Below are 24,682 nucleotides of genomic sequence, written 5' to 3' on the forward strand. Positions count from 1 at the left end.
GAGGCGCGCGGCGCGGGGGAAGTAGAGGGAGTCCGGAGTTGGCGAGCGGGGTCGTGGGACGGCGGGTCGTGGCAGCCGTGGTGGCACTGATGTCGGCGTGGCTGCTGCTGGCCGCCGCGCCCACGACCGCGCGCGCCGCCGACGGCGAGGGGCTGCAGCGCATCGACCTCGGCGCCACCGTCACGGCCAACTTCGGCCGCGGTGCCGGCGCCGGGTCCTGGACGCTGGTCGGGATCGAGTTCTCCCCCCGCGTCCCCATCGCCGGGCGCGTCGAGGTCGGCGGCATGGGCATGACCCGTGGCGGGGCGGTCCACGAGGTGGAGGTGTCGGCCGGCGCCACGAAGGTGTTCCACCTGCTGCTGCCGCCCTCGGAGGACCTGCAGGCCAGCTTCGTCGCGTCCGACGGCACGCGCGTCACCCTGCCGCGTCCCCAGCAGGTCGGCCGCGAGGACGTGCTCGTCGGCGCGATCGGCGCGGCGCCGGCCCTGCCCACGCCGCTGAACGTCGCCGGTCTGGACCGGCCGATCAACGGCGTCGCGGTCGACCCGGCCGTCGTCGACCTGGGCCCGCGGGCCCTGGACGCCCTGGACGCGCTGGTGGTCCCGGCCGCGGACCTCGCGGCGATGGACGACGCGCGGCGCCACACCCTGGCCGTGGCGGCCACCAGCGGCCTGGACCTGGTCGTGCCGGTGCGGGCGGGCGACGACGCGCTACCGCTGCCGTGGAGCCCGATCGACGGGACGGACGCGGGTGCCGGCGGCGCGGCGGTGCTGCGGCCCAGCCCGGGGGCGTGGACCGTGGACGCCGCCGACCTCGACACCGGCGGCGGCGACGGGGTGCTGGTGGCGGCCACCAACGCCGGCCGTGGCCGGGTCGTCGCACTGGCCCAGGCGCCGGGCGAGCCCGGCCCCCTGACCGACGCGGGCGTGTGGGCCGAGCTGTTCCAGCCGCGCGCCGACCTCGGGATGCCGCTGGGCAGCATGGACGACGGCGACCTCGGCAACCGACTGTTCGGCGGCACCTCGACGTTGCCGGGCATCGCCGGGGCGCTGGTGTTCCTGGTCGTCTACCTGGTGCTGGTCGGGCCGGTGAACGCGCTGGTGGTGCGGCGCCTGGGCCGCCGGGAGCTGACCTGGGTCACGGTCCCGGCCGTCACGGTCGTGTTCACCGCCGTGGCCGCGCTCACGGCCGCCGGCGGCGGACCGTCCAGCACCCCGGTGACCCGCGCGGCCTGGTGGCTGGACGGCGTCGGGCAGGAGGTCACGGCGCTGAGCCTGCAGGCCCCCTCGCGCGGCACCCACCAGGTCACCTTCCCCGGCGCACGCGACACGATGGTGGGCACGTTCTGGAACGACGTGACCTCGTTCAACCGCTTCGACGGCACCGACACCACCTTCAGCGCCCACCTCGAGGCCCTGCAGACCACCACCGCGGTCGCGTTCGGGCCGGCCTCGGCACCGCCGCCGCTGGACGTCACCGCCACCTACACCGACGGTGTGCTGGAGGTGAACCTCGCCAACCGCGCCGAGGTGGACCTCGAGGACGTCCGGATCCTGGCCGCGACCGCGTCGAAGGAGCTGGGCACGTTGCCGGCCGGCGACGACGTCACGGTCACGGTCGACGACCTCGAGGCGACCCTGCCGCGCCCACCCGGCGACCAGGGGCTGCGCATGATGGGCGGAATGCGGGGCGGGCAGGGCAACGGCGAGCCCCCGGGCCCGACGGCCGCCGAACGCCTGCTGGCCTGGAACGTCCTCGACCGCAGCCCCGGGGTCGTGTGGGTCACCGCGGCCACCCGTCAGGACCTGGGCTTCACGCCGCCCCGCCTGTCCGGCTCGGTCGACGACCGCGGCAGCTTCGTGGCCGTCGGCGTGACGCCGGCCCACGACGGCGCCACCGTCCTGCCCCACGAGGTCCGGCGCGACCTGCTGCGCCGCGGCGTGTTCACGCCCTGGCGCCAGCACCCCCTGACGGTCGACGGCGAGATGGAGGTCGTCCTGCGTTTCCGGCTGCCGGCCTCGGACACCGCGACGGCACTGGTGTCCACCCTCGACCAGGGCGGCGCCGTGCGGGCCATGGACATGGGGATGATGGACCCGTGGGGCGACGGCTGCTTCGAGGTGACGCGGGTCGACGCGGACGGCAACCAGTCCGAACCCGAGGAGCAGTGCGGCCCCGAGGTGGCCTGCCCACCGGGCTCGCGCGAGTGTGGCGGTGACGAGCAGCGCGTGGAGGCCTGCTTCGAGGACGGCTCGTGCCAGATCGCCGAACGCGTCGCCGTCGCGCAGGCGCCGGCGCCACCGCAGGAGGGCTTCGAGGTCTACGACCGCCAGCAGCGCGGCTGGGTGCCCGCCGCCGACGTCTTCGGCAAGGACGGGCGCGGCGATCCGGCCCGGGTGGTGTCCCCGTTCGGCGAGGTGCTCGTGCGCGCCCGCAACGTCGGGTTCCTGCCCTTCGGCCAGCGCGGCCTCGGCATGGAGGGACGGGCATGACGTCGGTGCCGTTCGTGAACGAGGAGAGCACGCCGCCGCCTCCGCCGCCGCCCCCGCCGGCGGCCGCCGCTGCGGTGACCGTCCGGGGCCTGACCAAGCGCTACGGCAGCCTCAACGCGGTCGACGGGCTGGACCTCGACGTCCCGCGCGGTGGCGTGTTCGGGCTGGTCGGCCCCAACGGCGCCGGCAAGACCACCACCATGCTGGCCACCGTGACGCTGCTGCGGCCCGACGCGGGGACCATCGACGTGCTCGGTCACGACCCGGTCACCCAGCCCCGCGCGGTGCGCGGCGTCGTCGGCTACGTGCCCGACACGTTCGGGCTCTACGACGGGCTCAGCTGCGAGGAGTACCTCGACTTCTTCGCGCACGCCTACGAGGTCCCGCGCGAGCGGCGCGCCGAGCAGGTCGCGGCGCTGCTCGAACTGGTCGAGCTGGCCCACAAGAAGGACACCGACGTCGCCGGCCTGTCGCGCGGCATGCAGCAGCGGCTGTCGCTGGCCCGCGGGCTGGTCCACGACCCGAAGGTCCTGGTGGCCGACGAACCGGCGTCCGGCCTGGACCCGCGCGCCCGGGTCGAGCTGCGCGAGATCGTGAAGGAACTGGCCAACCAGGGCGTCACGATCGTGATCAGCTCGCACATCCTCGCCGAGCTCGACGAGCTGTGCGACCGCGTCGCGATCGTGGAGGCCGGCAAGGTCCTGGCCCAGGGCACCGCCGAGGAGATCCGCGGCGCCGTGCAGGCCGCCCACACCGTGACGGTGCGGGTGCTGGGCGGCGAGACAGCGCTGGCCGCGGCCGCACAGGTGGCGGCGGGCACCGGCGTGCTGGTCGGCGTCGTGGACGGCCACCTGCGCTGCGAGGTGGCCGGCGGCGAGGAGGCGGCCGCGGACCTGCTGGCGGCGCTGGTCGCGGCCGGCGTCCGTGTCACGGACTTCCGTGAGGACCGTGGTGGGCTGGAGCGGTTGTTCCTGTCCGTGACCCAGGGGGTGGTCCGATGAGGGCGCCGGTGCTCAACCCGGTCCTGCGCCGCGAGCTGCTGGAGCGCTGGCGCGGCCGGCGGGCGGCGGTCGTGCTGACGGTCTACCTCGGCGTCCTCGGCGGTCTGCTGCTGCTGGCGCGCTGGCTGGCCACCAGCTTCCTCGAGCAGCAGGCGGCCAACGGCTGGACACCGATCACGGCCAGCGGTCCGGTGCTGGGCCGCTTCCTGCTGGAGAACCTGCTGGCGGGCGTGCTGGGGCTGGTGCTGTTCATCGCGCCCGGCTACGCGGCGGCGCAGCTGGCCGGTGAACGCGAACGGCGGACCCTGGGGCTGCTGCGTATCACGCTGCTGCGGCCGTGGAACATCGTGCTGGGCAAGCTCGGGGCCGCCTCGGCGTGGTCGGTGCTGCTGGTGCTGGTGACCGCGCCGCTGGCCGCGACCGCGTTCGTGCTGGGCGGCGCGACCCTGGGCGACCTGCTGAAGGGGCTGCTGGTCGTCGTGGTCGTGGCCGTCTCGGTCGCGGCGATGGCGATCGGGATCTCCGCCCGGACCCGCCGCACGACCGGCGCGGTGGTGCTGACGTACGGGCTGGTGCTCGTGCTGGTCATCGGCACGCTCATCGCCGCGTTCGCGGAGTTCGCCGCCCGGGACTTCTCCATGCCCGACGCCCAGCGGCCGGTCGCGATGTACGCCAACCCGTTCTACGCCCTGGCGGACGCGTCGGGGGCCTCCAGCCGCGGGGCGTTCATGGGCGGCGGGATGCCGTCGGTGCTCACCCCGTTCGCAGCCGCGCTGCCGAACGACCTCGCCTTCGGTGGCGTCGACGTCATGCCGGCTATGGACGTGGCGGTCGGGTTCGCCGCCGACGGTGCGCCGCTGGTCGCGGACGGGCCGGGGGTGTTCGAGCGCAACCCGGTGTGGCCGATCACGCTGGTCGTGTACGTGCTGTTCGGGTTCCTCGGGCTGCTGCTGGCGACCCGCTCCCTGGGGCCGCGTGACGGCGTGCGGGAGACCTGACGATGAGCGCCACCCCCGCGGTCCGTGACCAGGCGCTGGCGGTCCCCGCCACGCCGGGGCTGGACGCCCTGTTGCGCCGGGGTCGGCGGCGGGTGCGGCGGGTGCGGTTCACCGACCGGGTCGGACCGGTCGTGGCCGTGGCGGCGGGCGCGGCGCTGGCCTGGACGCTCGTGTCGAGGTTCGTGCTGCTACCGGCGGTGACGTGGTGGGTGCTGGCCGGCTGCGCGGCCGCGGCGGTGCTGGTGCTGGCCGGGGTCGGCCTGCGACGGATCCCCGACGAGGTGGCGGCCGCGGCCGTCGACGGGCTGCTGGCCGCCAAGGACCGCTACCGCACCGCGTGGGAGCTGCGCGAGCAGGGCCGGCTCGCCGGTGCGTTGGACGGGCTGGCGCGCCGGCAACTGGTCGAGGCGGACACGGCCGCGGCCGGCGTGCGGACCCTGCCGTCGGCGCACCGCCCCGAGGGCCGCTGGCTCGTCCTCGCGCTGGTGCTGAGCGTGGCGGCCGGGGCGCTGGCCTTCGCGCCCGACCCGCACGCGGCCGAGCGCGAGCAGCGGGCCCGTGAGGCCGCCGCCGTCGAACGGGTCACCGAGGACCTGGAGCGGGCCGCCGAGGAGCTGGCCGAACTGGGCGAGCCCGGCGCGGCCGCCGCGGAACGCCTGCAGGCGCTGGCCGAGCAGCTGGACGGCCGCAGCCTGGAGCAGGCCCTGGAGGAGCTGGCGGCCGCCCGCGGCGAGCTGGCCCGCGAGCTGGACCCCGACCGCAACGGCCGCCGGGCCGCACTGGACGGGCTGGCACGGGAGCTGGGCCGCGACCCGCTCGCGCCCGGCGACTCGGTGCGGGCGCAGCTCGACGCGCTCGCCGGGGCGCTGGCCGCCGGCGAGGTGGACGATCCGGCGGCGCTGGCCGAGCGGCTGCGCGAGCTCGCCGAGGCGATCGCGGGCGGCCAACCCGAGGTGGCCGACGCCCTGCGCGAGGGCGCCGAGGCGCTCGAGGGCGGCGACCAGGCGGCTGCCAGCGGCGCGATCTCGTCGGCCTCGGGTGCGGTCGGCAACGCGGTCGCGTCGGCGGCCGGGCAGGGCGCGCTGGAGGCGACCGACGGCGTGCTGGGCCAGGCCCAGGGCAACCTGCGCGACGCCGCCCGCGGCGAGGGCCAGGGGCAAGGCCAGGGCCAAGGCCAGGGCCAAGGCCAGGGACAGGGCCAAGGGCAGGGGCAGGGCCAGGGCCAAGGCCAAGGCCAAGGCCAAGGCCAAGGGCAGGGCCAAGGGCAGGGGCAGGGGCAAGGGCAGGGGCAGGGCCAGGGGCAGGCCGGGCAGGGCGGCGGCGGGCAGGGCATCCAGCCGGGCGACGGCAACACCGGCACCGGCCAGGCCGACGGCGCCGGCTCCGGCCAGGGCGCCCACGGCGACGGCCCCGAGCTGGACACCGTGTTCGCGCCGCCGCGGGTCGGCGGCGAGGACGACGAGTGGTACCTCGGCGGCCAGGACTCGGGTGCCGGCCCGGACGCCCAGGTCGGCAAGGCGCTGGGTCCGGGGGACGTCAACGGCGCGCTGGTGCCCTACCTCGACGTCCTCGGGACCTACCGCGACCTCGCCACGCGCACGATCGACCGGCCCGGCTTCCCCGCGGGCCGGCGCGATCTGGTGCGCGACTACTTCGACCAGCTCGCGCAGTGAGCACCGACTGGCACGCCGACCGCCGCGCCACCGGCTGCCCCTGACCGTGACCGCCCCGACCGCCGCACCGCACGACGCACCGACCGACGAGGAACCGCGATGGAGCCGGACCGTTTCGCCCAGCTGACCGCCGACGTGGAGGCGCAGCTGCGTCGCGTCATCGTCGGCCAGGACGCGCTGGTCCGCGACGTGCTCGCGTGCCTGTTCGCCGGCGGGCACGTGCTGCTGGAGGGCGTGCCGGGGCTGGGCAAGACCGTGCTTCTGCGCACGCTGGCGCAGGCGCTGTCGATGGACTCCACCCGCCTGCAGTGCACGCCCGACCTGCTGCCCGCCGACGTGGTCGGCACCACCGTGCTGGGCGGCGACGGGGCCGCGGGTGGCTGGCAGGCGTCGTTCGAGCCCGGCCCGGTGTTCACGCAGCTGCTGCTGGCCGACGAGCTCAACCGCGCCACCCCCAAGACCCAGTCGGCGCTGCTGGAGGCGATGGCCGAGCGCCGCGTCACCGTGAGCGGCGTCACGCGCGACCTGCCGCGGCCGTTCTTCGTGATGGCGACCCAGAACCCGATCGAGATGGAGGGCACCTACCCGCTGCCGGAGGCCCAGCTCGACCGGTTCATGGCCAAGGTGCTGGTGCCGACCCCGTCGGCCGACGACCTCGTGGAGATCCTGGTGCGCACGACCGGCACCGTCGAGGCGGTCGTGGAGCCGGTCGCCGGCACCGACGACCTGCTGGACGCGATCCGGCTGGTCCGCGAGGTGCCGATGGCCAGCCACGTGCTGCGCCACGTCGCCGAGTTGGTCGAGGCCACCCACCCCGACCGGCCGGCCGCGCCCGAGTCGGTGGTCCGCTACGTCGCCAACGGCGCCTCGCCGCGCGGGGCCCAGTCGCTGGTGCTCTCCGCCAAGGTCCGGGCGCTGTTCGACGGGCGGCTGCAGGCCTCCGTCGACGACGTGCGCGACGCCGCAGCGGCCTGCCTGCGCCACCGCCTGGTGCTCGGCTACGAGGCGCTGGTCGCCGGCGTGGACGCCGACGGCGTCGTCCGGGCCGTGCTGGACGCCGTGCCCGCCCCGCGTGTGGCCGCCTGAGCCGGGAAGGACGACTGTTGCTGCTCGCGCCGGAGCTCGTGGCCCAGCTGGGACGTCACCAGCTGGTGCCGCGCCGTCGCGTGCGCGGCCGGTTCGTCGGCGGACACCGCTCCACGCGGCTGGGCGCGTCGGTGGAGTTCGCCGACGTCCGCGAGTACGTGCCCGGTGACGACCCGCGGCGCATCGACCTGTCGGCCTCGCGCCGGCACGGTCGTCTGCAGGTAACGCTCACGGAGGCCGAGGACGACGCCGCCGCGCAGGTGGTCGTCGACCGCTCCGCGTCCATGCACGGGCGCAAGCGGCAGCTGGCGGACCGGTTGACGGCCGGACTGGCGGTGCTGGGCGCCCGCGACGGGGTGCGGCTGTGGCTGGTCGCGCACGATCCCGAGAACGACGCCGACCGGGTGGGAGGTGGCTGGGCCCGCGGCAGCGGCGCGCTCGCCCAGGCCGGGCTGCTGCTGGGCGACACGGCCCGAGACCCGGCCGCCAGCGGCGACGGCGGCGGGGGCGACGGCGGCCGGGGTGACGGGAGTGAGGGGAGCGAATTGGGCGACGAGCCCGCCGGCCGGCCGGACCTGACCACCGCCGTCGGCCGGGCGGTCCGCGCGGCGGCCCGCGGCCCACTGGTGCTGGTCAGCGACCTGCTGTTCGACGGCTGGGACGTCACGGTCCGGGCGCTCGGCCGCGGCACCCGCGACGTGCTCGTCCTGCAGGTCCTCGACGTCGAGGAACTGCAGCCGCACCTGGTCGACGACGTCCGACTGGTCGACGCGGAGACGGGCGCGGAGGTCGAGGTCGGCGGCGACGACCACAGCGCGGCGGCCTACGCGGCCGCGCTGGCCGCCCACCTCGACGCCGTCGAGCGCGTGTGCACCTCGATCGGCGCGGCCCACGTGCTGGTGCCGACCGACGTGGACCTCGCCCAGCTGCTGTTGGCCGACCTGCCGTCGCTCGGGCTGGTGCGATGACCACGGACGCGCCGCGGGGGACGCGATGACGACGCACACACGGGGTGGGGTGACGCCGTGAGGTTGCTGGCGCCGCTCGGGCTGGTCGCGGCCGTCGCCGCGGTCCCGCTGGTGCTGTGGTACCTGCTGCGGCCGCGCCGGCGGCGGGTCGTCGTCGGCTCGACGTACCTGTGGCGGGCGGTGCAGCGTCCGGCCACCGCCGCGACCCCGTGGCAGCGCTTCCGCGGGGACGCGACGTTCTGGCTGGTGCTGCTGGCCCTGCTGGCGCTGGCGTTCGCGCTGGCGCGGCCGGCCGTGCCGGTCCCGGTGGCGCTGGGCGACCACACCATCCTGGTGATGGACGGCTCCGGGTCAATGCTGGCCGACGAGGGCGGCGTGACCCGCGCCGAACTGGCGCGTCGCACGGCCGAGGAGCTCACCTCGTCGTTGGGTCCCGGGCAGGAGGTGTCGATCATCGACGCCGGCCCGCGGGCCCGGATCGCGCTGTCGGGTTCCACCGACGCCCGCGAGGTGGCGCGCACGCTGGCACGCATCGCGCCGCGCCACGCGCCCGCCGACCTGGCCGACGCGTTCACGCTGGCCACCTCGCTGCAGCGGCCCGGGCAGCGCACCGTCGTGCACCTGCTCACCGACGCGATGGTGCCCGGCGACGCCGCGGCCGCCGCCCCGGCGGGGCTGACCGTCACCGCGGTCGGCAGCGACCGGCCCAACGTGGCGATCACCCGGATCACCTCGGCACCGCTGGGCAGCGGCGAGCACCAGGTCCTGACGCAGGTCCGCTCGTTCTCCGGCACCGCCGCCAGCGGCCGGCTGGTGCTGTCGGTCGACGACGTGCCGGTGCTGGAACAGTCCCTGCGGCTGGCACCGCGGGCGACCGAGGACGTGGTCGTGACCGTGCCCGGCGTCGCCGGCGACGACGGGGCGCGGCTGACCGCGCGGCTGTCGCTGCGTGAGGACGTGACCGGCGAGGTCCCCGACGCGCTGCCGTTCGACGACGTGGCGACGACCGTGCTCTCGGAGAGCCGTGACCTGCAGGTGCTGCTGGCCGGACCGGGCAACACGTTCCTGCAGGCCGCGCTCGCGTCGGTGCCCGGCCTGGTGGTGGAGACGGCCCCGCGGGTGCCGGAGGAGCTGACCGCGGTCGACGTGCTGGTCGTCGACCGGGTCGCGGCCCCGGAGCAGCTGACCGTGCCGACCCTGCTGGTGGCGCCCACCTCGTGGCCCGAGGGCGTCATGGTGGACGGCACCGCCGACCTGCCGGCGTTGACCCACCAGGCGACCGACCACCCGCTGCTGACCGACGTGGACCTGACCGGGCTGGCCGTCGCCGCCACCGAGGTGCTGGCCGCGCCGCAGCTGACGGCGCTCGCGTCCTCGCCGGACGCGGGCCTGCTGTTCGCCGGCCGTGTCGGTGACGCGCCCGCGGTCGCGATCCCGTTCGACCTGCTGGCCTCCGACCTGCCGCTGCGCCCCGCGTGGCCGTTGCTGGTCGCGAACACGACCCGCTGGCTGACCGGCGGGGCGGCCGGCAGCGGGGCCGTGCCGGCCGGGTCGATGGTGGCGTTGCCGTCCCCGGCCGGGACCACCAGCATCGTCGCGACCTCACCGAACGGCGAGGAGGTGCGGATCGATCCGGCCGCGCCGGCGCTGTTGGTCGACACCGTCGGCACCTGGCAGGTGACGTTCCGCGGCGCCGAGGGCGAGGCCGCCGAAGGGCTGGTGCTGCCGGTCACCTCGGCGCTGGACGAGGGCGACCTGTCGAAGCCGCGACCCGAACCGGGCTCGCCGGCGGCGGGGGCCCGCCCGGAGATGGGCGAGGGCGTGCAGTCGCTGATCTGGCCGCTGGTGCTGGGCGCGCTGGTGCTGCTGCTGCTCGAGTGGCTGTGGAGCCACGGCGGCCGCCAGTGGTGGGCGCGCCAGCGCGAGGGCCGGCTGGCGAAGGTGCGCCGCGCGCTGGGCGGCGCCGCCGGGGGCGTTCGGCGTGCCGGACGGCCGCCTGCCAAGCCGCCGTCCGCGAACCCGCCGGCCGGGCCGGCGTGGGGGCCGCCGTCAGGGCCGCCGCCCGCTGGTCCGCCCTCCGCTGGTCCGCCGCCGGGCGCGCCACCGGGGGCCGGGTCGCCACCGGGGACGCCGCCGCGGACGAAGGTGCCGTCGTGAGCTGGTGGCCGCTGCACCTCGACACCCCCGCCTGGCTGGCCGCGCTGGCGGTGGTCCCGCTCGTGCTGTGGCTCGGCTGGCGGCACGCCGGCGACCGGGACCGCGCGCTGCGTCGCGCGACCGCGTTGCGGGCGCTGGCGGTGGGCCTGCTGGTGCTGGCGCTGGCCGGCCCGCGCTGGGACGCCGCCGGGCGGGCCGTCGACCTGGTCGTGGTCGTGGACGCCTCCGACTCCACCCTGGCGGCGCGCGCCGAGGCCCAGGCCTGGATCTCGGCGGCCACGGTCGGCCAGCAGCGCGGCGACCGCCTCGCCGTCGCGGCGGTCGGGCGCGACGCCCAGGTCGAGCACGGCCTGCGCGAACAGGCCACGGGCGGGGCCCTCACCGTGCGCGTCGACGGCTCGGAGACCGACCTGGCCCGCGGCCTGCGGCTCGCGCAGGGACTGGCCGGCTCCGAGCAGCGGCGGCGGGTCGTGCTCCTCACCGACGGCTTCGCCACCCGCGGCGACGCGGCGCAGGCGATCCGCGAGCTCGAGGACGCCGGCATCCCCGTCGACGTCGTGCCGCTGGGGAGCGACGGCGGCATCGCCGACGTGCTGATCGAGGGCGTGCGCGTGCCGTCGCGGGTCCGCCAGGGCGACGCCTACGACGTCACGGTCGTGATGACCAACACCGGGACGGCCCCGGCGGGCGCCACGGTCGTGGTCAGCGCCGACGGCGAGGAGATCCACCGCGAGGCGGTCGAGCTGCCGCCCGGCCGCAGCGAGCTCCGCGTCCCGCGCACGGCCGAACGCACCGACGAGACCGGCGGCGACGCGGGCGGCAGCGAGGCGGCCGGCGGTGGGGACGGCGGCGAGGCCGGCAACGGCGATGGGACGGCAAGGGGCGGCGCCATCCGCTACGAGGCGCGGCTGGAGTCGGCCGCCTCGATCGAGCCGCGCAACGACCTCGGCGTCGCCGCGGTGCAGGTCGAGGGCCCGGCCAGCGTGCTGGTCGTCGACGGCTCCGCCGGTGGTGAGGGCGGCGGCCACGACGCGGACGAGCTCGTGCGGCTGCTGGAGGCCGGCGGGCTGCCGGTGACGCGCCACCCGGTCGACGCCGGGTTCCCGCCGCTGGACCGGCTGCTGGGCCACGACGCCACGATCCTCGTCGACGTCCACGCCGACGAGATCGGCGAACCGGGCGCCGTGGCGCTGGACGCCTACGTCCGTGACGCCGGTCGTGGGCTGGTGGTCGTCGGCGGCGAGCAGTCCTACGGCGTCGGCGGCTACGACGGCACCCGGCTCGAGGAGCTGCTGCCGGTGTTCGCCCGCATCCAGGACCCGCAGCGGCGACCGTCCGTGGCGCAGGCCCTCGTCGTGGACGTGTCCGGGTCGATGGGCGCCTGCCACTGCCGTCCCGACGGGTTCGGTGGCGGCCCGGTCGCCGAGGAGGGCGGCCCGAACAAGACCGACATCTCCCGCGAGGCCGTCGCGCGCGCCATCGAGAACCTCGACGCGCAGGACACCGTCGGCGTGCTGGCCTTCCACACCGAGGCCGAGTGGGTCCTGCCGCTGCAGCAGCTGCCCGACCAGGCCATCGTCGACGACGCGCTCGGCAGCCTGTTCCCCAACGGCGACACCTCCATCGGGCAGGCCCTGGAGGAGGCGATCGCCGGGCTCAAGGACGCCGACGCCCGGCTGCGGCACATCGTGCTGTTCACGGACGGGTTCACCAGCGAGTCGGGGCTGGAGGACATCGCCGCCGAGGCCGCCGAGCAGGGCATCACGGTGTCCGTGGTCGGCACCGGCGAGGGCACCGACGACGTGCTGGAGCGCATGGCCGAGGTCGGCGGCGGACGGTTCTACCCGGGCCGCGACCTGTCCTCGATCCCGTCCGTGCTGGCCAGCGAGGTGCAGATGGTGTCGAGGCCGCTCATCGAGGAGGGCCGCTTCACCCCCATCGTGACCGCCGTCGACGAGGTCACCGCCCCGCTGACCGAGTCGCCGCCGCTGCTCGGGTACGTGGCCACGACCGCCAAGCCGACCGCCCGGACGCTGCTGCGCATCGGCGACGAGCGCGACCCGCTGCTGGCCACCTGGCAGGCGGGCCTCGGCACCGTCGCCGCCTGGACCTCGGACGCGACGACCCGCTGGTCCGCGCCCTGGAGCGGCTGGGACGGTGCCCGGGACCTGTGGGGCGCGCTGGTGCGCTCCACCCTGCCGGCCGACGAGGGCGGCGCGGTCGACGTCCGTGCCGACGTCACCAGCGACGGGCTCGAGCTCGGGCTCACCAGCGCCGAGGCACTCCCTGGCGACGTCACCGCGACCGCGATCGTGGTCGATCCCGACGGCAGCCGCCGCGAGGTACCGCTGACGCGCAGCGACCTGGACGCGTTCGAGGCGACCGTGCCGGCCGGCGGCAACGGCGTCCACGCGGTGACGATCCTGCTCGAACGCGGCGGCACCGAGGTGGCCCGGCGCACCGTCACGGCGGTGCGCTCCTACCCGGCCGAGTACGCCGCCAGCACCGGCAGCCGCGAAGCGGCCCAGGCCCTGGTCGGCGACCTCGGCCGGTTCGACCCGGACCCGGCGCTGGCGTTCACGCGCGAGGGCACGACGCCGGGCAGTACCCCACGCGACCTGACCGGGCCGCTGCTGCTGTTGGCGCTGCTGACGCTGCCCGTCGACGTCGGGCTGCGTCGCCTGCGGCTGGAGCGCGGTGACCTGCGGCAGCTGCTGCGCCGGCGGACACCGGCGGCGCGGCCGGCCGCCGCCAGCGGCGCGACGGCGCTGGCCGGCTCGCGGGCCGCCGCCCGCGCCGCGGAAGCCACGCCGCCGCCGGTGTGGGCCGCGCCGGGCGGTCCGCCGCGAACCTCGACGACCACGCCGGACGGTCTCCCGCCGACCTCGACGGGCACGCCGGACGCTCCACGGCCGACCGCGACGGGCACGCCGGAAGGTGCGCCGCCGACCGCGCCGGCCACGCCGGACCGGCCCCAGGCGCGGCCGCCGGCACGGGACCCGGACGGCCCGCCACCCCCACCGGTCGCGCGCAAGGACGACGGCCCGGCCGGCGGCGCGGGCGGTGCCTCACGACTGCTGGAGGCGCGCCGTCGCGCACGCGGTGGCGACACCGACGGCGAGGCGACCTGAGTTCCGCGTCAACTGCGGAGCGACACCGGGAGTTTCTGGCCTCGCTGGCTCCGCAGTTTCGTCGCGACGTCGGGTCCGGCGGGACGGGCCGTGGTGCAGGGCGGCGGGTTCGGCGCGGCGCGGGTCAGACCGCGGTGCGCGGCGCGCGAGGGGGGCGAGGAGCCCGCACGCTCCGGCGACGCTCCGCCGAGGGGCGCCCCGCCGCGTTGCGGTGCTCGCAGGCGATGCTGACGGCGAGGTCGGCCACACGCTCGAGGTAGCGGGCCAGCGACCGCAGCGCCTCGATCTGCGGGTCCGGTCCGGACGGGCCTCCCGCACCGCGGGTGTTCCCGCCGCGGCGTGCCGGCGCGGCTTCGGCGGCCTCGATCAGCCGGCTGCGGGTCCGGGCGGCGCTGCGCCGCAGGTCCACCAGCCGCGCCAGCGTCTCGCGACCCTGGCCGTCGGCGGGCGCGGCCAGCCGGTGCGCGCTGGCGGCGATGCTCGCCAGGTCCGTGAGCGCTGCCCGTACCTCGGCGTTCCAGGCGGTCACGTCGGCGTCGGCGGCGGCCTGGGCTGCCCGACGCAGCAGGTGGAGGCAGCGCACGGCCAACTCGCCCAGCCGCTCCTGCGCCAACGCCTGCACGCGCGTCGGCGCGCCGGGGGTCCCGGCGGCGACGACGGCGCGCGTGACCGCCTGCACCTCGCGGTGGCGGGCGCGTGCCTCGGCCAGGTCGGCGCGGGTGCGCGGGCCGACGTCCTCACCCGCCAGCAGGCCGGCGGCCAGCGCGGTGATGGCCTCGGGGAGCATCGCGGCGGTGTCCTGGGCCGCGGTCGTCACCAGCGTGACGTCGGCCGCGACGGCGCCGTCAGCGCGTGCGGTGGCAGCGGCGCGTGATGGCGACGACGAACCCACGACGAACCTTTCGGGCGGGATGCCCGGCCGACGAACGCGAGGGGCCGGGACACGGCGCCGCTGCATGGGCGCCAACGAAGCGATTCTGGACGGTATGCCGAATCGGGCTCCCATCATGCCCCCTCCGACGCGAGCCGGCGACGCCCGACCGGGCCGAAGGACGGGGCCCGCGCGAGGAAGGGCCGCAGCCGCCGCCGAACGGTGTGATTGGCTGTGCGCCACGACCAGTGGTGCGCGCGAGAGGTGCGAGATGCGACAGGAGCTCGGGGTCGCGCTGTCACGCCTCCCCCAGGTCGACGCGCTGCTGCGGCATCCCGCCGCCGAGGAGCCGATCGCGACCCACGGGCGCCGGGCGTTCACCGCGGCGCTGCGGGCCGAGCTCGAGGAGGTGCGCCAACGCGTCCGCGACCGGGGCGGCATCGTCCCGCGCGCCGAGGAGCTGCTGACGGCCGCCGACGAGGCGCTCCACGACCGCCGTGCGGGACGGCTCACCCGGGTGGTCAACGCCACCGGTGTGGTGCTGCACACCAACCTCGGCCGCGCGCCCCTGTCGGCCGCCGCCCGCGCCGCGGTCGCCGACGCGGCCGGCTACACGACCCTGGAGTACGACCTCCAGCGCGGCACCCGCGGCTCGCGCACCCGGCACGTCGGTGCGCTGGCGGCCGAACTGTGCGGCACGGAGAGCGCCACCGCCGTCAACAACGGCGCCGCCGCGCTGCTGCTGGTGCTGGCCGCGCTCGCCAACGGTCGCGAGGTGATCGTCAGCCGCGGCGAGCTCATCGAGATCGGCGGCTCCTACCGCCTGCCCGACGTGATGGCCGCCTCGGGCGCGAAGCTCGTCGAAGTGGGCACGACCAACCGCACACGACTGTCGGACTACCGCAAGGCGATCACCGACGACACCGCCCTGCTGCTGAAGGTGCACCGGTCCAACTACGACGTGGTCGGCTTCACCGAGGAGGTCCCGGTCGCGGCGCTGGCCGAGCTCGGCCGCGCACAGGGGGTGCCGGTGGTGCACGACCTCGGCTCGGGTCTGCCACGCGCGGCGCCCGTGGGCCCGCTGGCCGGCGAGCCCACGGTGGAGGCGTCCGTGCGGGCCGGCGCGGACCTGACGGTCTTCTCCGGCGACAAGCTGCTCGGCGGCCCGCAGGCCGGCCTGATCGTCGGGCGCACCGATCTGCTGCTGCGCTGCAACCAGCATCCGCTGGCCCGGGCCGTGCGGCTCGACAAGCTGCAGCGCGCGGCGTTGGAGGCGACGCTGGAGTCGCACCTGCGCGACGACCTGCCGATGGACCTGCCGACCATCGCGATGCTGCACGCCGACGTCGACGCACTGCACGAGCGGGCCCGGTGGATGACGGCCGAGTTGGGCGAGGGCGCCGAGGTGGTCGCCACCGAGGGGCTGGTCGGCGGCGGCGCGTCGCCAGGGGTCACGCTGCCGTCCTGGGCGGTGGCCCTGGGTACCGACGACCCCGACGGGCTCGCGCGGCGGCTGCGCCAGGGCGAGCTGCCGGTGGTCGCCCGCGTCGAGGACGACCACGTGCTGCTCGACCTGCGCACCGTCCCACCCTCGCTGGACGGCGAGGTGGTCGACGCCGTGCTCGGGTCGCGGGAAGGATGACGCCGTGCTCGGGTCGCGGGAAGGATGACGCCGTGCTCGGGTCGCGGGAAGGATGACGCCGTGTCAGATGGCGGGAGGCGCGCGGCGGAGCCATCCGGCGGGGTGCCGGTGACCGAACGCCCGATGTCGGGGACGCTCGTGGCACATGGGGAGTAGTGCCATACACCGGACGATCGTGACGGCAGGGCACGTCGACCACGGCAAGTCGACGCTGGTCCGCGCGCTCACCGGCATGGAGCCCGACCGCCTCGAGGAGGAGCGCCGCCGCGGCCTGACGATCGAGCTGGGATACGCGTGGACCGACCTCGCCGATGCGGGCGGGGGGCGGGTCGCGTTCGTGGACGTGCCGGGCCACGAGCGGCTGGTCCGGACGATGCTGGCCGGAGCCGGGACGGCGCCGGCCGTGCTGTTCGTCGTCGCGGCTGACGACGGCTGGTCGGCGCAGTCGTCCGAGCACCGTGACGTGCTGGACCTGCTCGACGTCCCGGCCGTGGCCGTCGCCGTGACCAAGTGCGACACGGTGCCCGAGGCGCGGGTGCAGGAGGTCGTTGACGACCTCGCGGCCCGCCTCGCCGACACCGCCCTGGCTGGCGCGCCGGTCGTGTGCACGGACGCGCGGAGCGGACGCGGGCTGGGCGACCTGCGCCGGGTCCTGGCGGCCGGCGTGGCCGCGCTGCCGGCACCGGCGAGCGGCGGCCGGCCACGGCTGTGGGTCGACCGGTCGTTCGCACCGACCGGGGTCGGCACCGTCGTCACCGGGACGCTGACCGGTGGCGCACTGACGACCGGCGACGAGCTCACCCTGCTGCCCGCCGACCGCCGGGTCCGCGCCCGCGGTCTGCAGGCGTTGGGGGCGCCGGTCGAGACCGCCGTCGCGGGTATGCGGGTCGCGCTGGACCTCGCGGGGGTGGCACACACCGAGGTGCAGCGCGGCGACGCCCTGGTCGCGGCCGGCCCGTGGCGTACGACGACGCTGGTCGACGTCTGGGTCCGGGCACTGCCCGGGCACCGGATCGACCGTGCCGGTGCCTGGACGCTCCACGCCGGCACGGCCGCCGTCGGCTGTCGCGTCCTGCCGCTGGACGGGGCCGTCGAGGGCCCGTCCTCCGGGGCGGTCCGGCTGCTGCTGCAGGCCGAACTGCCGCTGGTCGCCGGCGACCGCGTGGTCCTGCGAGAGGCCGGTCGCCGCGCGACCGTCGGCGGCGGGGTCGTCGCCGACCCGCTGCCCGGGCGCCGGCCCCGCGGCACGCGCGCGCGAACCGAGCTCGTCCAGGCACTGCAGACGGTCGTCGCCGCCGCCACGGCAGAGCGACGCCTGGTGGCCCTGCTGGAGGTGCCCGGCGCCGCCCACCGGCCGGTCGGTGACGCGCTGGCCGCCGTCGGGGCCCCGGCGGACGCGCCGCTGCCAGCCGGCGTCGTGCGGGTCGGCGACCGTCTGGTGGCCAAGGGGCGCGCCGAGGACTGGGCGCGCGGCCTGACCGCGTCGCTGGGGCCCGGCACGCACGAACGGGCGACCGTCGTCGCCACCGCCGTGCGCGCCGGAGCGCCCACCGAGGTCGCCGAAGCCCTGGTCGAGGCGCTCACCCGCGGGGGGCGTCTCGTGCGGGCCGGCGGCGGGCTGGCGCTGGCCGAACACGCCAGCGCCGCCTCGGCCGCGGTGTCCGGCCGTGCCGGCGCGCTGCTGGCCGACCTGGCCGCCGACCCGTTCGCTCCCGAGCACCTCGACGTCCTGGCCGCCCGCTACGGCGTCGACCACCGCCTGCTCACCGCGCTGGTCAACCGGGGCGAGATCGTGCGCACCGGCGACGTCGCCTTCGCGCGCACGGCGGTGCGGCGGGGGGTCGCGCGGCTCGCCACGCTGGAGGACGAGGTGGGGCCGTTCACGGCGGCGCAGGCCAAGACCGCCTGGGCGACGACCCGTCGTTACGCGATCCCGCTGCTCGAGCACCTCGACGCGGCCGGCATCACGGTCTTCGACGGTCGGTTGCGGCAGCTGACCGCGAAGGGCCGGGCGCTCGCCGCCGAGGACGTCGCCGGCACCACCGCGGATGACTGACCGGCTGCGCGCTCGGCGTCAGTCGCCGGTGGGACCGTCCTGGCGTCGCGCGGCCTTCATCTCCGCCTCGTGGACGTGGTGGCGGCCCTCGACGAGCTCCTCGCGGACCCGCCGTTCCCCGGCGGTCGCGACGTCGAAGTAGGTGCGGTCGAAGTCCTCGACGATCTCGAACGTCCAGCGGTCCTCGATCGCGTTGCGGCCCAGCCAGGTCTCGGTCAGCTCGTCCGCGAGCTCGTCGTGGCCCGCCTCGCGGAGCTTGTCGATGCCCTGGCCGAGCAGCAGGTCGGCCCGACCCATCTCCTGGTGGAACGTGTACAGCGCGCCGCGGGCACGCACGATCCACTCGAAGGCCTCACCGATCTTGCCGGTGGCCTCGACGGTCGTGTCGTCGACGCCGTCGGGACGGGCGTGGTCCGGATCGGGCTGGCGTGGCATGGGCGACCTCGTCACGTCGGGGCGCGCGGACGTGCCCCGGTTTCGAGGTCAGCGCGCCGTCAGGATGGCCTCTACTTCTACGGGGCTGTCCAGCGGCAGCACGGGGACCCCTACCGCCGAACGGGCGTGCACACCCGCGTCGCCGAGGACGTCGGCCAGCAGCTCGGACGCGCCGTTGGCGACGAGGTGCTGCTCGGTGAAGTCGGGCGTCGAGGCCACGAACACCGTCAGCTTGACGACCCGGACGCGGTCGAGGTCGCCGATCGCCGCGGCGGCGACCGCCAGCACGTTCAGCGCCGCCGTCCGGGCGAGCGCGGCGCCCTCGTCGGTCGCCAGGTCCGCGCCCAGCTTCCCGGTGCGCGGCAGGACGCCGTCGACGACCGGCAGCTGACCGGCGGTGAACACCAGCCCGCCGGCGCCGTCGGGCAGCTGCGCCCACGGCTGGTAGGCGGCGGCCGGGGCCGGCGCGGACGGCAGCTCCAGGCCGAGCTCGGACAGGCGGTCGAGTGCCCCCACGATCAGTCCTTCGGGCGCTTGAAGTAGGCCACGTTCTCGGCGACGGCGACCAGCTCCCAGCCCTCGTCGCCCCACTGGTTGAGGATCTGCTGCAGGGCATGGCTGATGAGCGGGGCGGTGGCGTACTCCCAGCGGGTCACGGGCGCCTCTCTTCTGGTGGCGTCGGATGGCGGTCCGGCGCTTCCTACCGCAGCCGACACCATGCCGGCAAGGCGGCGCCCGACCACACGACCCGAGGGGTGCCGGTCCCGCCCGTTTCCGACCGCGGCCGCTGGTCGGAGATCGCGGAGGTGGTCAGCCGGCCCGCACGGAGGCCAGCGCCGGTTCCTGTCGCGCGAGCAACGAGCGGCGGTCCATCTCGCCCAGGCCGCCCCACACGCCATACGCCTCGCCGCTCATCAGCGCGTGCTCGCGGCACCGCGCCAGGACGGGACAGGCGGCGCAGACGGCCTTGGCGGCGTCCTCGCGGTGCTGGCGGTCCTGCTTGCTCTCGAAGCCCGCTGGCCCGAAGAACAGCGCCGGATCCTCGGTCCGGCACCGCGCCTGCTGCTCCCAGGCCTCGCTCACGAACCGGACCGTCGATGCCACGACGTGCAACGCTCCCTCCGCTCTCCTCGGTCGGCGGAACACTAGGCCGGCCAATCCGGTCTGACTAGACCATGTTTGTACGAATCCTCCGAAACGCGCGCCCGCCGGATCCCCGGAGACCCCGACCCGCCGCCGACCGTCAGCGATCTCCCTCGGCGCCCCCGGGCGCGTGAGCGCGCAACGGTCGCGGCTGACCGCCCCCGGACGGCACCCAGGCGCGACCGTTGCCGACAGACGCGACAGAGCCGAGGCAACGCGACCGAACCGAGGCAGCCCGACCGAGCCGAGGTAGCCCGCCCGGTCGCGTGAACGCGCAACGGTCGCGGCTGACCGCCTCCGGGCGGCATCCAGGCGCGACGGTTGCCGGGAGGTGCGACGGAGTCGAGGCAGCGCGACGGAGTCGAGGCAGCGCGACGGTTGCCGGGAGGTGCGACCGGGCGGCGGTTACGTGGTGGGGTCGCTGGGGGCCGCGGTGTTGGCGGTGGCGGCGTGGTCGGCCTCGGGCGCGAACGGCTCGACGAGGACGACGGCGCCCTCGACGCCGTGGACGCGCACGGGGGTGCCGACCTTCGCGCGCTTGGTGTCGCCGGTCCAGCGCGCCCGCCAGAGGGCCCCGTCGATGTAGACGTGGCCCTCGGGGTTGAGCACGGAGCGGACGATGCCGGGCCGCCCGACGAGGTCCTCGACGGACACGCCCTCGGGGCCGGCCTGGGCGCGCAGCACGGTGGTCATCACGAAGACGAAGAACACCAGCGCCGTCAGCGCGGTCGCGACCACCAGCCACACCGGCAGTGTCAGCGCGTCGGCGGCGTAGAAGTTGAGCGAACCGATCACGAACGCGGCCGTCGCGGCGACCGTCACCGGCCCGAAGCCGGCGATGGCCGTGTCCACCGCGTAGAGGATCAGTCCCAGCACCACCAGCGCGACGCCCCACCACACCACGGGCAGCACGGTCAGCCCGAACGCGCCGATCCCGGCCGTGATCACACCCGCGAGGCCGGCGACACCGAACCCCGGCTGGAACAGCTCGAAGAGCAGCATCCCGAGCCCGATGGTGAGCAGCAGGTAGATGAACGGAGCGGTCGTGGCGGCGTGCAGCAGGCGGCGCACCAGCCCGAGGCTGTGGAAACGGACCTCGATCTCGTCGCCGCGGATCCGCAGCGTCTGCTCGCCGCCGTCCGCGCCGGCGGGCAGCGCGACCCCGTCCAGCTCCAGCAGCAGCGGCTCGAGCCCCTGTGCCTCGACGTCGAGGAGTCCCGCCTGGGCCAGCTCGCCAGGGTCGAGCCCCTCGGTCAGCAGGCGGTCGGCGACGTCGGCGGACCCACCCGCCGCCTCGATGACGTCGCGCAGGTCGTGCTCGAGCGGGGTGTCGTCGCGCTCGTCGAAGGTGACCGGCTCGATCGGGCCGACCAGCGCGTCGGCGGACGCGGCGCGCACGTCGGCGCCCAGCCACAGCAGCGCGGCCGCGCCCTGGGCGTCGGCGGCCTCGCCCAGCGGGCCGACCAGCACCGCGATCGGCACGGTGGACGCGCGCATCCGGTCCACCAGGGCGGCGGCGTTGACCGACACCCCGCCGCGCGAGTCGACCTGCAGCACGATCAGCTGCGAGCCGTCGGCCTCGGCGACGTCGATGACGTCCTCGATCTGCGCTGCCACCGGCGGGTCGACGAAGCCCGAAACGGGCAGGATCTCCACCCGTGTCGAGGCCGCGGAGGCCCCCTCGTCGGCGCCCTCCGTCTGTGCGGTGGCGAACGTCGCCGTGAGCCCAACGAGCAGCAGGGCGAGCACGGCCAGGACGAGGGTGCGGCGCACGGCCGCGAGCGAGACGGACATGGCGCGGAAGCGTACCGGCGCACGGACACGGCGACCGACGCCGGCGCGGCGCCACGGGCTTAGGATCACGCCATGACCGCGACGGACACCACGGCCTACGAACCGCTGCTCGAGGGCGGCTTCGACGCGCTGTTCACCTCCAACGTCATGATCGTCACGGGCAAGGGTGGCGTGGGCAAGACCACCGTGGCCGCGGCACTGGCGCTGGCCGGCCGCGCCTCGGGCCGCCGCACGTTGCTGGTGGAGGTCGAAGGCCGCCAGGGCTTCTCGCGCACGTTCGGCACGGCACCCTGGGACTACACCGAGCGCGAGTTCCGCCCGGGCCTGTGGGGCGCCGCGATCGACCCGACCGAGGCCGTGTACGAATACCTCGAGTTGTTCTACGGCCTCAAGCGCGTCCAGTGGGTGATGGAGCGCTCGAACGCGCTGGACTTCGTGACCACCGCCGCGCCGGGGCTGCGCGACCTGCTGCTGGTCGGCAAGATCTACGAGATCGAGGCCCGCAAGCGCGAGGACGGCCGCCGCCAGTACGACCTGATCGTCGTCGACGCGCCGCCGACCGGCCGCATCGTGCCGTTCCTGCAGGCCCCGGAAGGGGTGACGGAGATCGTGCGCGTCGGGCCGATCAAGCGGCAGGCCGGCCAGATCCGCGAGATGCTGACCAACCCCAGGCGCACCACGGCGGTCATCACGACCCTGCTGGAGGAGATGCCGGTCCGCGAGGCGGGCGAGGGCATCAGCGCGCTGCGCAAGGCCGGCATCGCGGTCGGTCCCGTGATCGCCAACCAGGTCAGGACGCCGAGGTTGGACGCTGCGGCCCGCGCCGCGCTGGACGCGATGGGCGCGGCCGGCCTGCGCGATCGGGCCGTGGCGGCCGGTGCCACGATGTCGGGCCGCACCGCCGAGCTGGCGCTGGACATCGCCCACACGCACGCCGACCGGGTCGACCTGCAGACCGAGCTGCGCGCCGAGCTGGGCGACAGCTGCCAGGTCCCGGTGCTCTCGCTGCCGCTGCTGACGCGCGCGACGTTCGACGCCGCCGACCTCGAGGTCCTGGCCGACGTGCTCGCGCTGCAGGTCGGCGAGGACGGCCCGCACGCGGTCGAGTCGATGGGCGAGGCGCTGGACGCGTTCCTGCGCGGAGGGGCCGCGGCGTGACGGACCTGGACGAGGCCCGCAGACACTCGCTGGCCGGCGCGCTGGCCAGCGCCCACATCCTGGTCACCACCGGCTCGGGCGGCGTGGGCAAGACGACCAGCGCGGCCGCGCTGGGGTTGGCCGCGGCACGCGCCGGACGCCGCACGCTGGTGCTGACGATCGACCCGGCCCGTCGGCTGGCGCAGGCGATGGGGCTCGAAGAGCTCGGCGACGAGCCCTCGCGCGTCCACCTCGACGGCGCCGAGCCGGACGACGGCGAGCTGTGGGCGATGATGCTGGACATGCAGACCACGTTCGACCGGTTGATCGACCGTCACGCCACCAGCCAGGAGCACGCCCGCAACATCAAGCAGAACCGCATCTACCGCACCCTGTCGTCGACCCTGTCGGGCACGCAGGAGTACATGGCGATGGAGCGGCTGCACGAGCTGCACGAGACCGCCGAGTGGGACCTGCTGGTGGTCGACACCCCGCCGACACGCTCGGCGCTGGACTTCCTCGACGCCCCCAAGCGGATGACCTCGTTCCTCGAGGGCCGCCTGCTCGGCCTGCTGATGCGTCCCGGCATGGCGGCCGGCAAGCGGGTCGGCCGGGTCGTCGGGTTCGGCGCCACCGCCTTCATGAAGGTCGCGGGCCGGGTCACGGGCATGGACCTGCTGGACGACCTCGCCAGCTTCTTCCGCAACTTCGAGGGCATGTACGAGGGCTTCAAGGAACGCGCCGAACAGGTGCGCGAGCTGCTCCAGCAGCCCAGCAGCGCGTTCGTCGTCGTCACCTCGCCCGAGCCGCCCCCGCTGCGCGAGGCCAAGTTCTTCCTCGAACGGCTCGAGCAGGAGGGCCTTCACGCCGCCGGCGTCGTCGTCAACCGCATCCGCCCCGAGGTACCCCGCGACCCGTCGGACGGCGCGCTGGGGCGCGCCCTGGCGGCGCAGGGCGACGACGACGAGGGACGTGCGGTGGCCGGGGCGCTGCACCTGCTCGGCGACGTCCGCAACCTCGCCGGCCGGCAACGTCGCGACGTGTCGGCGGCGTTGTACGGCGTCCGGGTCCCGGCCCTGGTAGAGGTACCGCTGCTCGGCCGCGACGTGCATGATCTGGAGGGGCTGGGCGCCATCGCCGACCGGCTGACCGCATGACGCCGGCGGCGAACCGTGTGACACCGGCGGCGGCCCGCGTGACGCCGGCGACGGCCGTCCAGCGACGTACGCGACCTCACTGCCCGCACCCGAGTCGGAGGATCTCGTGAGCGACCTGCCCCCCGTACCCGACGACGGCCCCGTGCCCGACGACGAGCAGCGGGCCGACCCCACGCGCGGGACGGAAGGTGACGCCGGCGAGGCACGGACCGACGCCGGCGACGCCCGGGCGGACGGCGGTGGGCCGGGCGGGCCAGGCGAGCCGGGCGGCGACCCCGAGGTGCACGGCCCGGGCGGCGGCCGCGAGGACATCCGCGACGACGCCGACAGCAGCGAACGGGAGGTGCCGCTGAGCGCGGCGCTGGCCGCGGTCGTCCCCGGCATGCGGCCCCCACGCCCGCCACGTCGCACGGGCGTGTTCGTCGACCCCGACGACCTGCGTGACCACGTCGGCGGCCTGCTGCGCGCGATCCTGGGCGGCTACGAGGTGGACGCGTTCGGCAACTTCACCTTCCTGCACGAGGGCGCCCGCGTGTTCGTGACGGTCGGGATGTCGCCGATCGGCCCGCAGGTGGGCGTGTTCAGCGTCACCAACCTCGACGTCGACCTGACGCCGCCGCTGGCCAGCTTCCTGCTGACCACCAACCACACGCTGGGCTTCGGCTCGTTCAGCTACGACCGGGAGAACAGCTCCGTCTGGCTGCGGCACACGCTGCTCGGCACCACGCTGGACGGCCCGGAACTGCAGTCGGCCGTGGCCGCGGTGGCGACCACCGCGGCGCAGGTCGACGACGCCATCAAGTCCCGTTTCGGGGGACGCACGTTCGCCGAGGCCCCCGACGAGGTGCAGCGCCGCGTCGAGCCACCGGAGCCGCGCGCCGACGCGGCCGCCCCGCCAAACGCCTCCGGCTACCTCTGAGCGCGCCGCCACAGCCGCGCCG

At 76.0% G+C, this 24,682-nt stretch carries 19 protein-coding genes; 13 read left to right on the plus strand and 6 right to left on the minus strand.

What is annotated here, in order from left to right:
* Positions 1–38 precede the first annotated feature (38 nt).
* The 8 genes from ACERM0_RS21890 to ACERM0_RS21925 all read left to right on the plus strand — a co-directional run bounded on the left by ACERM0_RS21890 (position 39) and on the right by ACERM0_RS21925 (position 13,506).
* Complete coding sequence (locus ACERM0_RS21890) at positions 39–2,492, plus strand: hypothetical protein (RefSeq protein ID WP_373680768.1); 2,454 nt, start codon at positions 39–41, stop codon at positions 2,490–2,492.
* Positions 2,489–3,493 (plus strand): ABC transporter ATP-binding protein, encoded by a 1,005-nt coding sequence (locus ACERM0_RS21895; RefSeq protein WP_373680769.1) that lies wholly within the window; start codon positions 2,489–2,491, stop codon positions 3,491–3,493. Before ACERM0_RS21890 ends, ACERM0_RS21895 begins: the two co-directional genes overlap by 4 nt.
* Entirely contained in the window at positions 3,490–4,491 is a 1,002-nt protein-coding gene (locus ACERM0_RS21900) for an ABC transporter permease (RefSeq protein WP_373680770.1), read from the plus strand. Before ACERM0_RS21895 ends, ACERM0_RS21900 begins: the two co-directional genes overlap by 4 nt.
* A gap of 2 nt (positions 4,492–4,493) precedes the next feature.
* On the plus strand, positions 4,494–6,164 hold the full coding sequence (locus ACERM0_RS21905; RefSeq protein ID WP_373680771.1) for a hypothetical protein: 1,671 nt from the start codon (positions 4,494–4,496) through the stop codon (positions 6,162–6,164).
* Positions 6,165–6,263: 99 nt separating this feature from the next.
* Complete coding sequence (locus ACERM0_RS21910) at positions 6,264–7,250, plus strand: AAA family ATPase (RefSeq protein WP_373680772.1); 987 nt, start codon at positions 6,264–6,266, stop codon at positions 7,248–7,250.
* A gap of 17 nt (positions 7,251–7,267) precedes the next feature.
* Positions 7,268–8,218 (plus strand): DUF58 domain-containing protein, encoded by a 951-nt coding sequence (locus ACERM0_RS21915; protein WP_373680773.1) that lies wholly within the window; start codon positions 7,268–7,270, stop codon positions 8,216–8,218.
* 57 nt (positions 8,219–8,275) lie between these two features.
* Positions 8,276–10,375, plus strand: coding sequence for a VWA domain-containing protein (locus ACERM0_RS21920; RefSeq protein ID WP_373680774.1), 2,100 nt, complete (start codon positions 8,276–8,278; stop codon positions 10,373–10,375).
* Positions 10,372–13,506 carry a VWA domain-containing protein gene (locus ACERM0_RS21925; protein ID WP_373680775.1) on the plus strand — a complete coding sequence of 1,045 codons (3,135 nt, stop codon included), beginning with the start codon at positions 10,372–10,374 and terminating at the stop codon, positions 13,504–13,506. Before ACERM0_RS21920 ends, ACERM0_RS21925 begins: the two co-directional genes overlap by 4 nt.
* Before the next feature lie 124 nt (positions 13,507–13,630).
* On the opposite strand, the gene ACERM0_RS21930 is transcribed toward ACERM0_RS21925, so the two are convergent.
* Positions 13,631–14,398 (minus strand): hypothetical protein, encoded by a 768-nt coding sequence (locus tag ACERM0_RS21930; RefSeq protein WP_373680776.1) that lies wholly within the window; start codon positions 14,396–14,398, stop codon positions 13,631–13,633.
* Between the two features lie 250 nt (positions 14,399–14,648).
* On the opposite strand from ACERM0_RS21930, the gene selA reads away from it, so the two are divergent.
* A complete protein-coding gene (gene selA / locus ACERM0_RS21935) occupies positions 14,649–16,019 on the plus strand; it encodes an L-seryl-tRNA(Sec) selenium transferase (protein ID WP_373680777.1) in 1,371 nt (456 codons plus the stop codon).
* Between the two features lie 175 nt (positions 16,020–16,194).
* Entirely contained in the window at positions 16,195–18,075 is a 1,881-nt protein-coding gene (gene selB / locus ACERM0_RS21940; protein WP_373680778.1) for a selenocysteine-specific translation elongation factor, read from the plus strand.
* A gap of 18 nt (positions 18,076–18,093) precedes the next feature.
* On the opposite strand, the gene ACERM0_RS21945 is transcribed toward selB, so the two are convergent.
* From ACERM0_RS21945 to ACERM0_RS21965, 5 genes are all read right to left on the minus strand, one after another.
* Positions 18,094–18,510 (minus strand): hypothetical protein, encoded by a 417-nt coding sequence (locus ACERM0_RS21945; protein WP_373680779.1) that lies wholly within the window; start codon positions 18,508–18,510, stop codon positions 18,094–18,096.
* A gap of 48 nt (positions 18,511–18,558) precedes the next feature.
* Entirely contained in the window at positions 18,559–19,029 is a 471-nt protein-coding gene (locus tag ACERM0_RS21950) for a RidA family protein (protein WP_373680786.1), read from the minus strand.
* A complete protein-coding gene (locus ACERM0_RS21955; RefSeq protein ID WP_373680780.1) occupies positions 19,029–19,166 on the minus strand; it encodes a hypothetical protein in 138 nt (45 codons plus the stop codon). The genes ACERM0_RS21950 and ACERM0_RS21955 overlap by 1 nt, the downstream gene beginning before the upstream one ends.
* A gap of 154 nt (positions 19,167–19,320) precedes the next feature.
* Entirely contained in the window at positions 19,321–19,614 is a 294-nt protein-coding gene (locus tag ACERM0_RS21960) for a WhiB family transcriptional regulator (protein WP_373680781.1), read from the minus strand.
* Between the two features lie 444 nt (positions 19,615–20,058).
* Complete coding sequence (locus ACERM0_RS21965) at positions 20,059–21,447, minus strand: nodulation protein NfeD (RefSeq protein WP_373680782.1); 1,389 nt, start codon at positions 21,445–21,447, stop codon at positions 20,059–20,061.
* A gap of 72 nt (positions 21,448–21,519) precedes the next feature.
* On the opposite strand from ACERM0_RS21965, the gene ACERM0_RS21970 reads away from it, so the two are divergent.
* From ACERM0_RS21970 to ACERM0_RS21980, 3 genes are all read left to right on the plus strand, one after another.
* The gene (locus tag ACERM0_RS21970; RefSeq protein ID WP_373680783.1) at positions 21,520–22,605 is read left to right on the plus strand and encodes an ArsA family ATPase; all 1,086 of its coding nucleotides are present in this window, start codon (positions 21,520–21,522) and stop codon (positions 22,603–22,605) included.
* A complete protein-coding gene (locus tag ACERM0_RS21975; protein WP_373680784.1) occupies positions 22,602–23,741 on the plus strand; it encodes an ArsA family ATPase in 1,140 nt (379 codons plus the stop codon). The genes ACERM0_RS21970 and ACERM0_RS21975 overlap by 4 nt, the downstream gene beginning before the upstream one ends.
* A gap of 106 nt (positions 23,742–23,847) precedes the next feature.
* Complete coding sequence (locus ACERM0_RS21980) at positions 23,848–24,660, plus strand: YbjN domain-containing protein (protein ID WP_373680785.1); 813 nt, start codon at positions 23,848–23,850, stop codon at positions 24,658–24,660.
* The last annotated feature ends 22 nt before the right edge of the window (positions 24,661–24,682 follow it).

It is taken from the genome of Egicoccus sp. AB-alg2 (assembly GCF_041821065.1).
Lineage (GTDB): Bacteria > Actinomycetota > Nitriliruptoria > Nitriliruptorales > Nitriliruptoraceae > Egicoccus.

Coding starts and splice junctions, on each gene's coding strand:
- ACERM0_RS21895 (WP_373680769.1), top strand. CDS start 2,489: ATGACGTCGGTGCCGTTCGTGAACGAGGAGAGCACGCCGCCGCCTCCG.
- ACERM0_RS21900 (WP_373680770.1), top strand. CDS start 3,490: ATGAGGGCGCCGGTGCTCAACCCGGTCCTGCGCCGCGAGCTGCTGGAG.
- ACERM0_RS21905 (WP_373680771.1), top strand. CDS start 4,494: ATGAGCGCCACCCCCGCGGTCCGTGACCAGGCGCTGGCGGTCCCCGCC.
- ACERM0_RS21910 (WP_373680772.1), top strand. CDS start 6,264: ATGGAGCCGGACCGTTTCGCCCAGCTGACCGCCGACGTGGAGGCGCAG.
- selA (WP_373680777.1), top strand. CDS start 14,649: ATGCGACAGGAGCTCGGGGTCGCGCTGTCACGCCTCCCCCAGGTCGAC.
- ACERM0_RS21945 (WP_373680779.1), bottom strand. CDS start 18,510: ATGCCACGCCAGCCCGATCCGGACCACGCCCGTCCCGACGGCGTCGAC.
- ACERM0_RS21965 (WP_373680782.1), bottom strand. CDS start 21,447: ATGTCCGTCTCGCTCGCGGCCGTGCGCCGCACCCTCGTCCTGGCCGTG.
- ACERM0_RS21970 (WP_373680783.1), top strand. CDS start 21,520: ATGACCGCGACGGACACCACGGCCTACGAACCGCTGCTCGAGGGCGGC.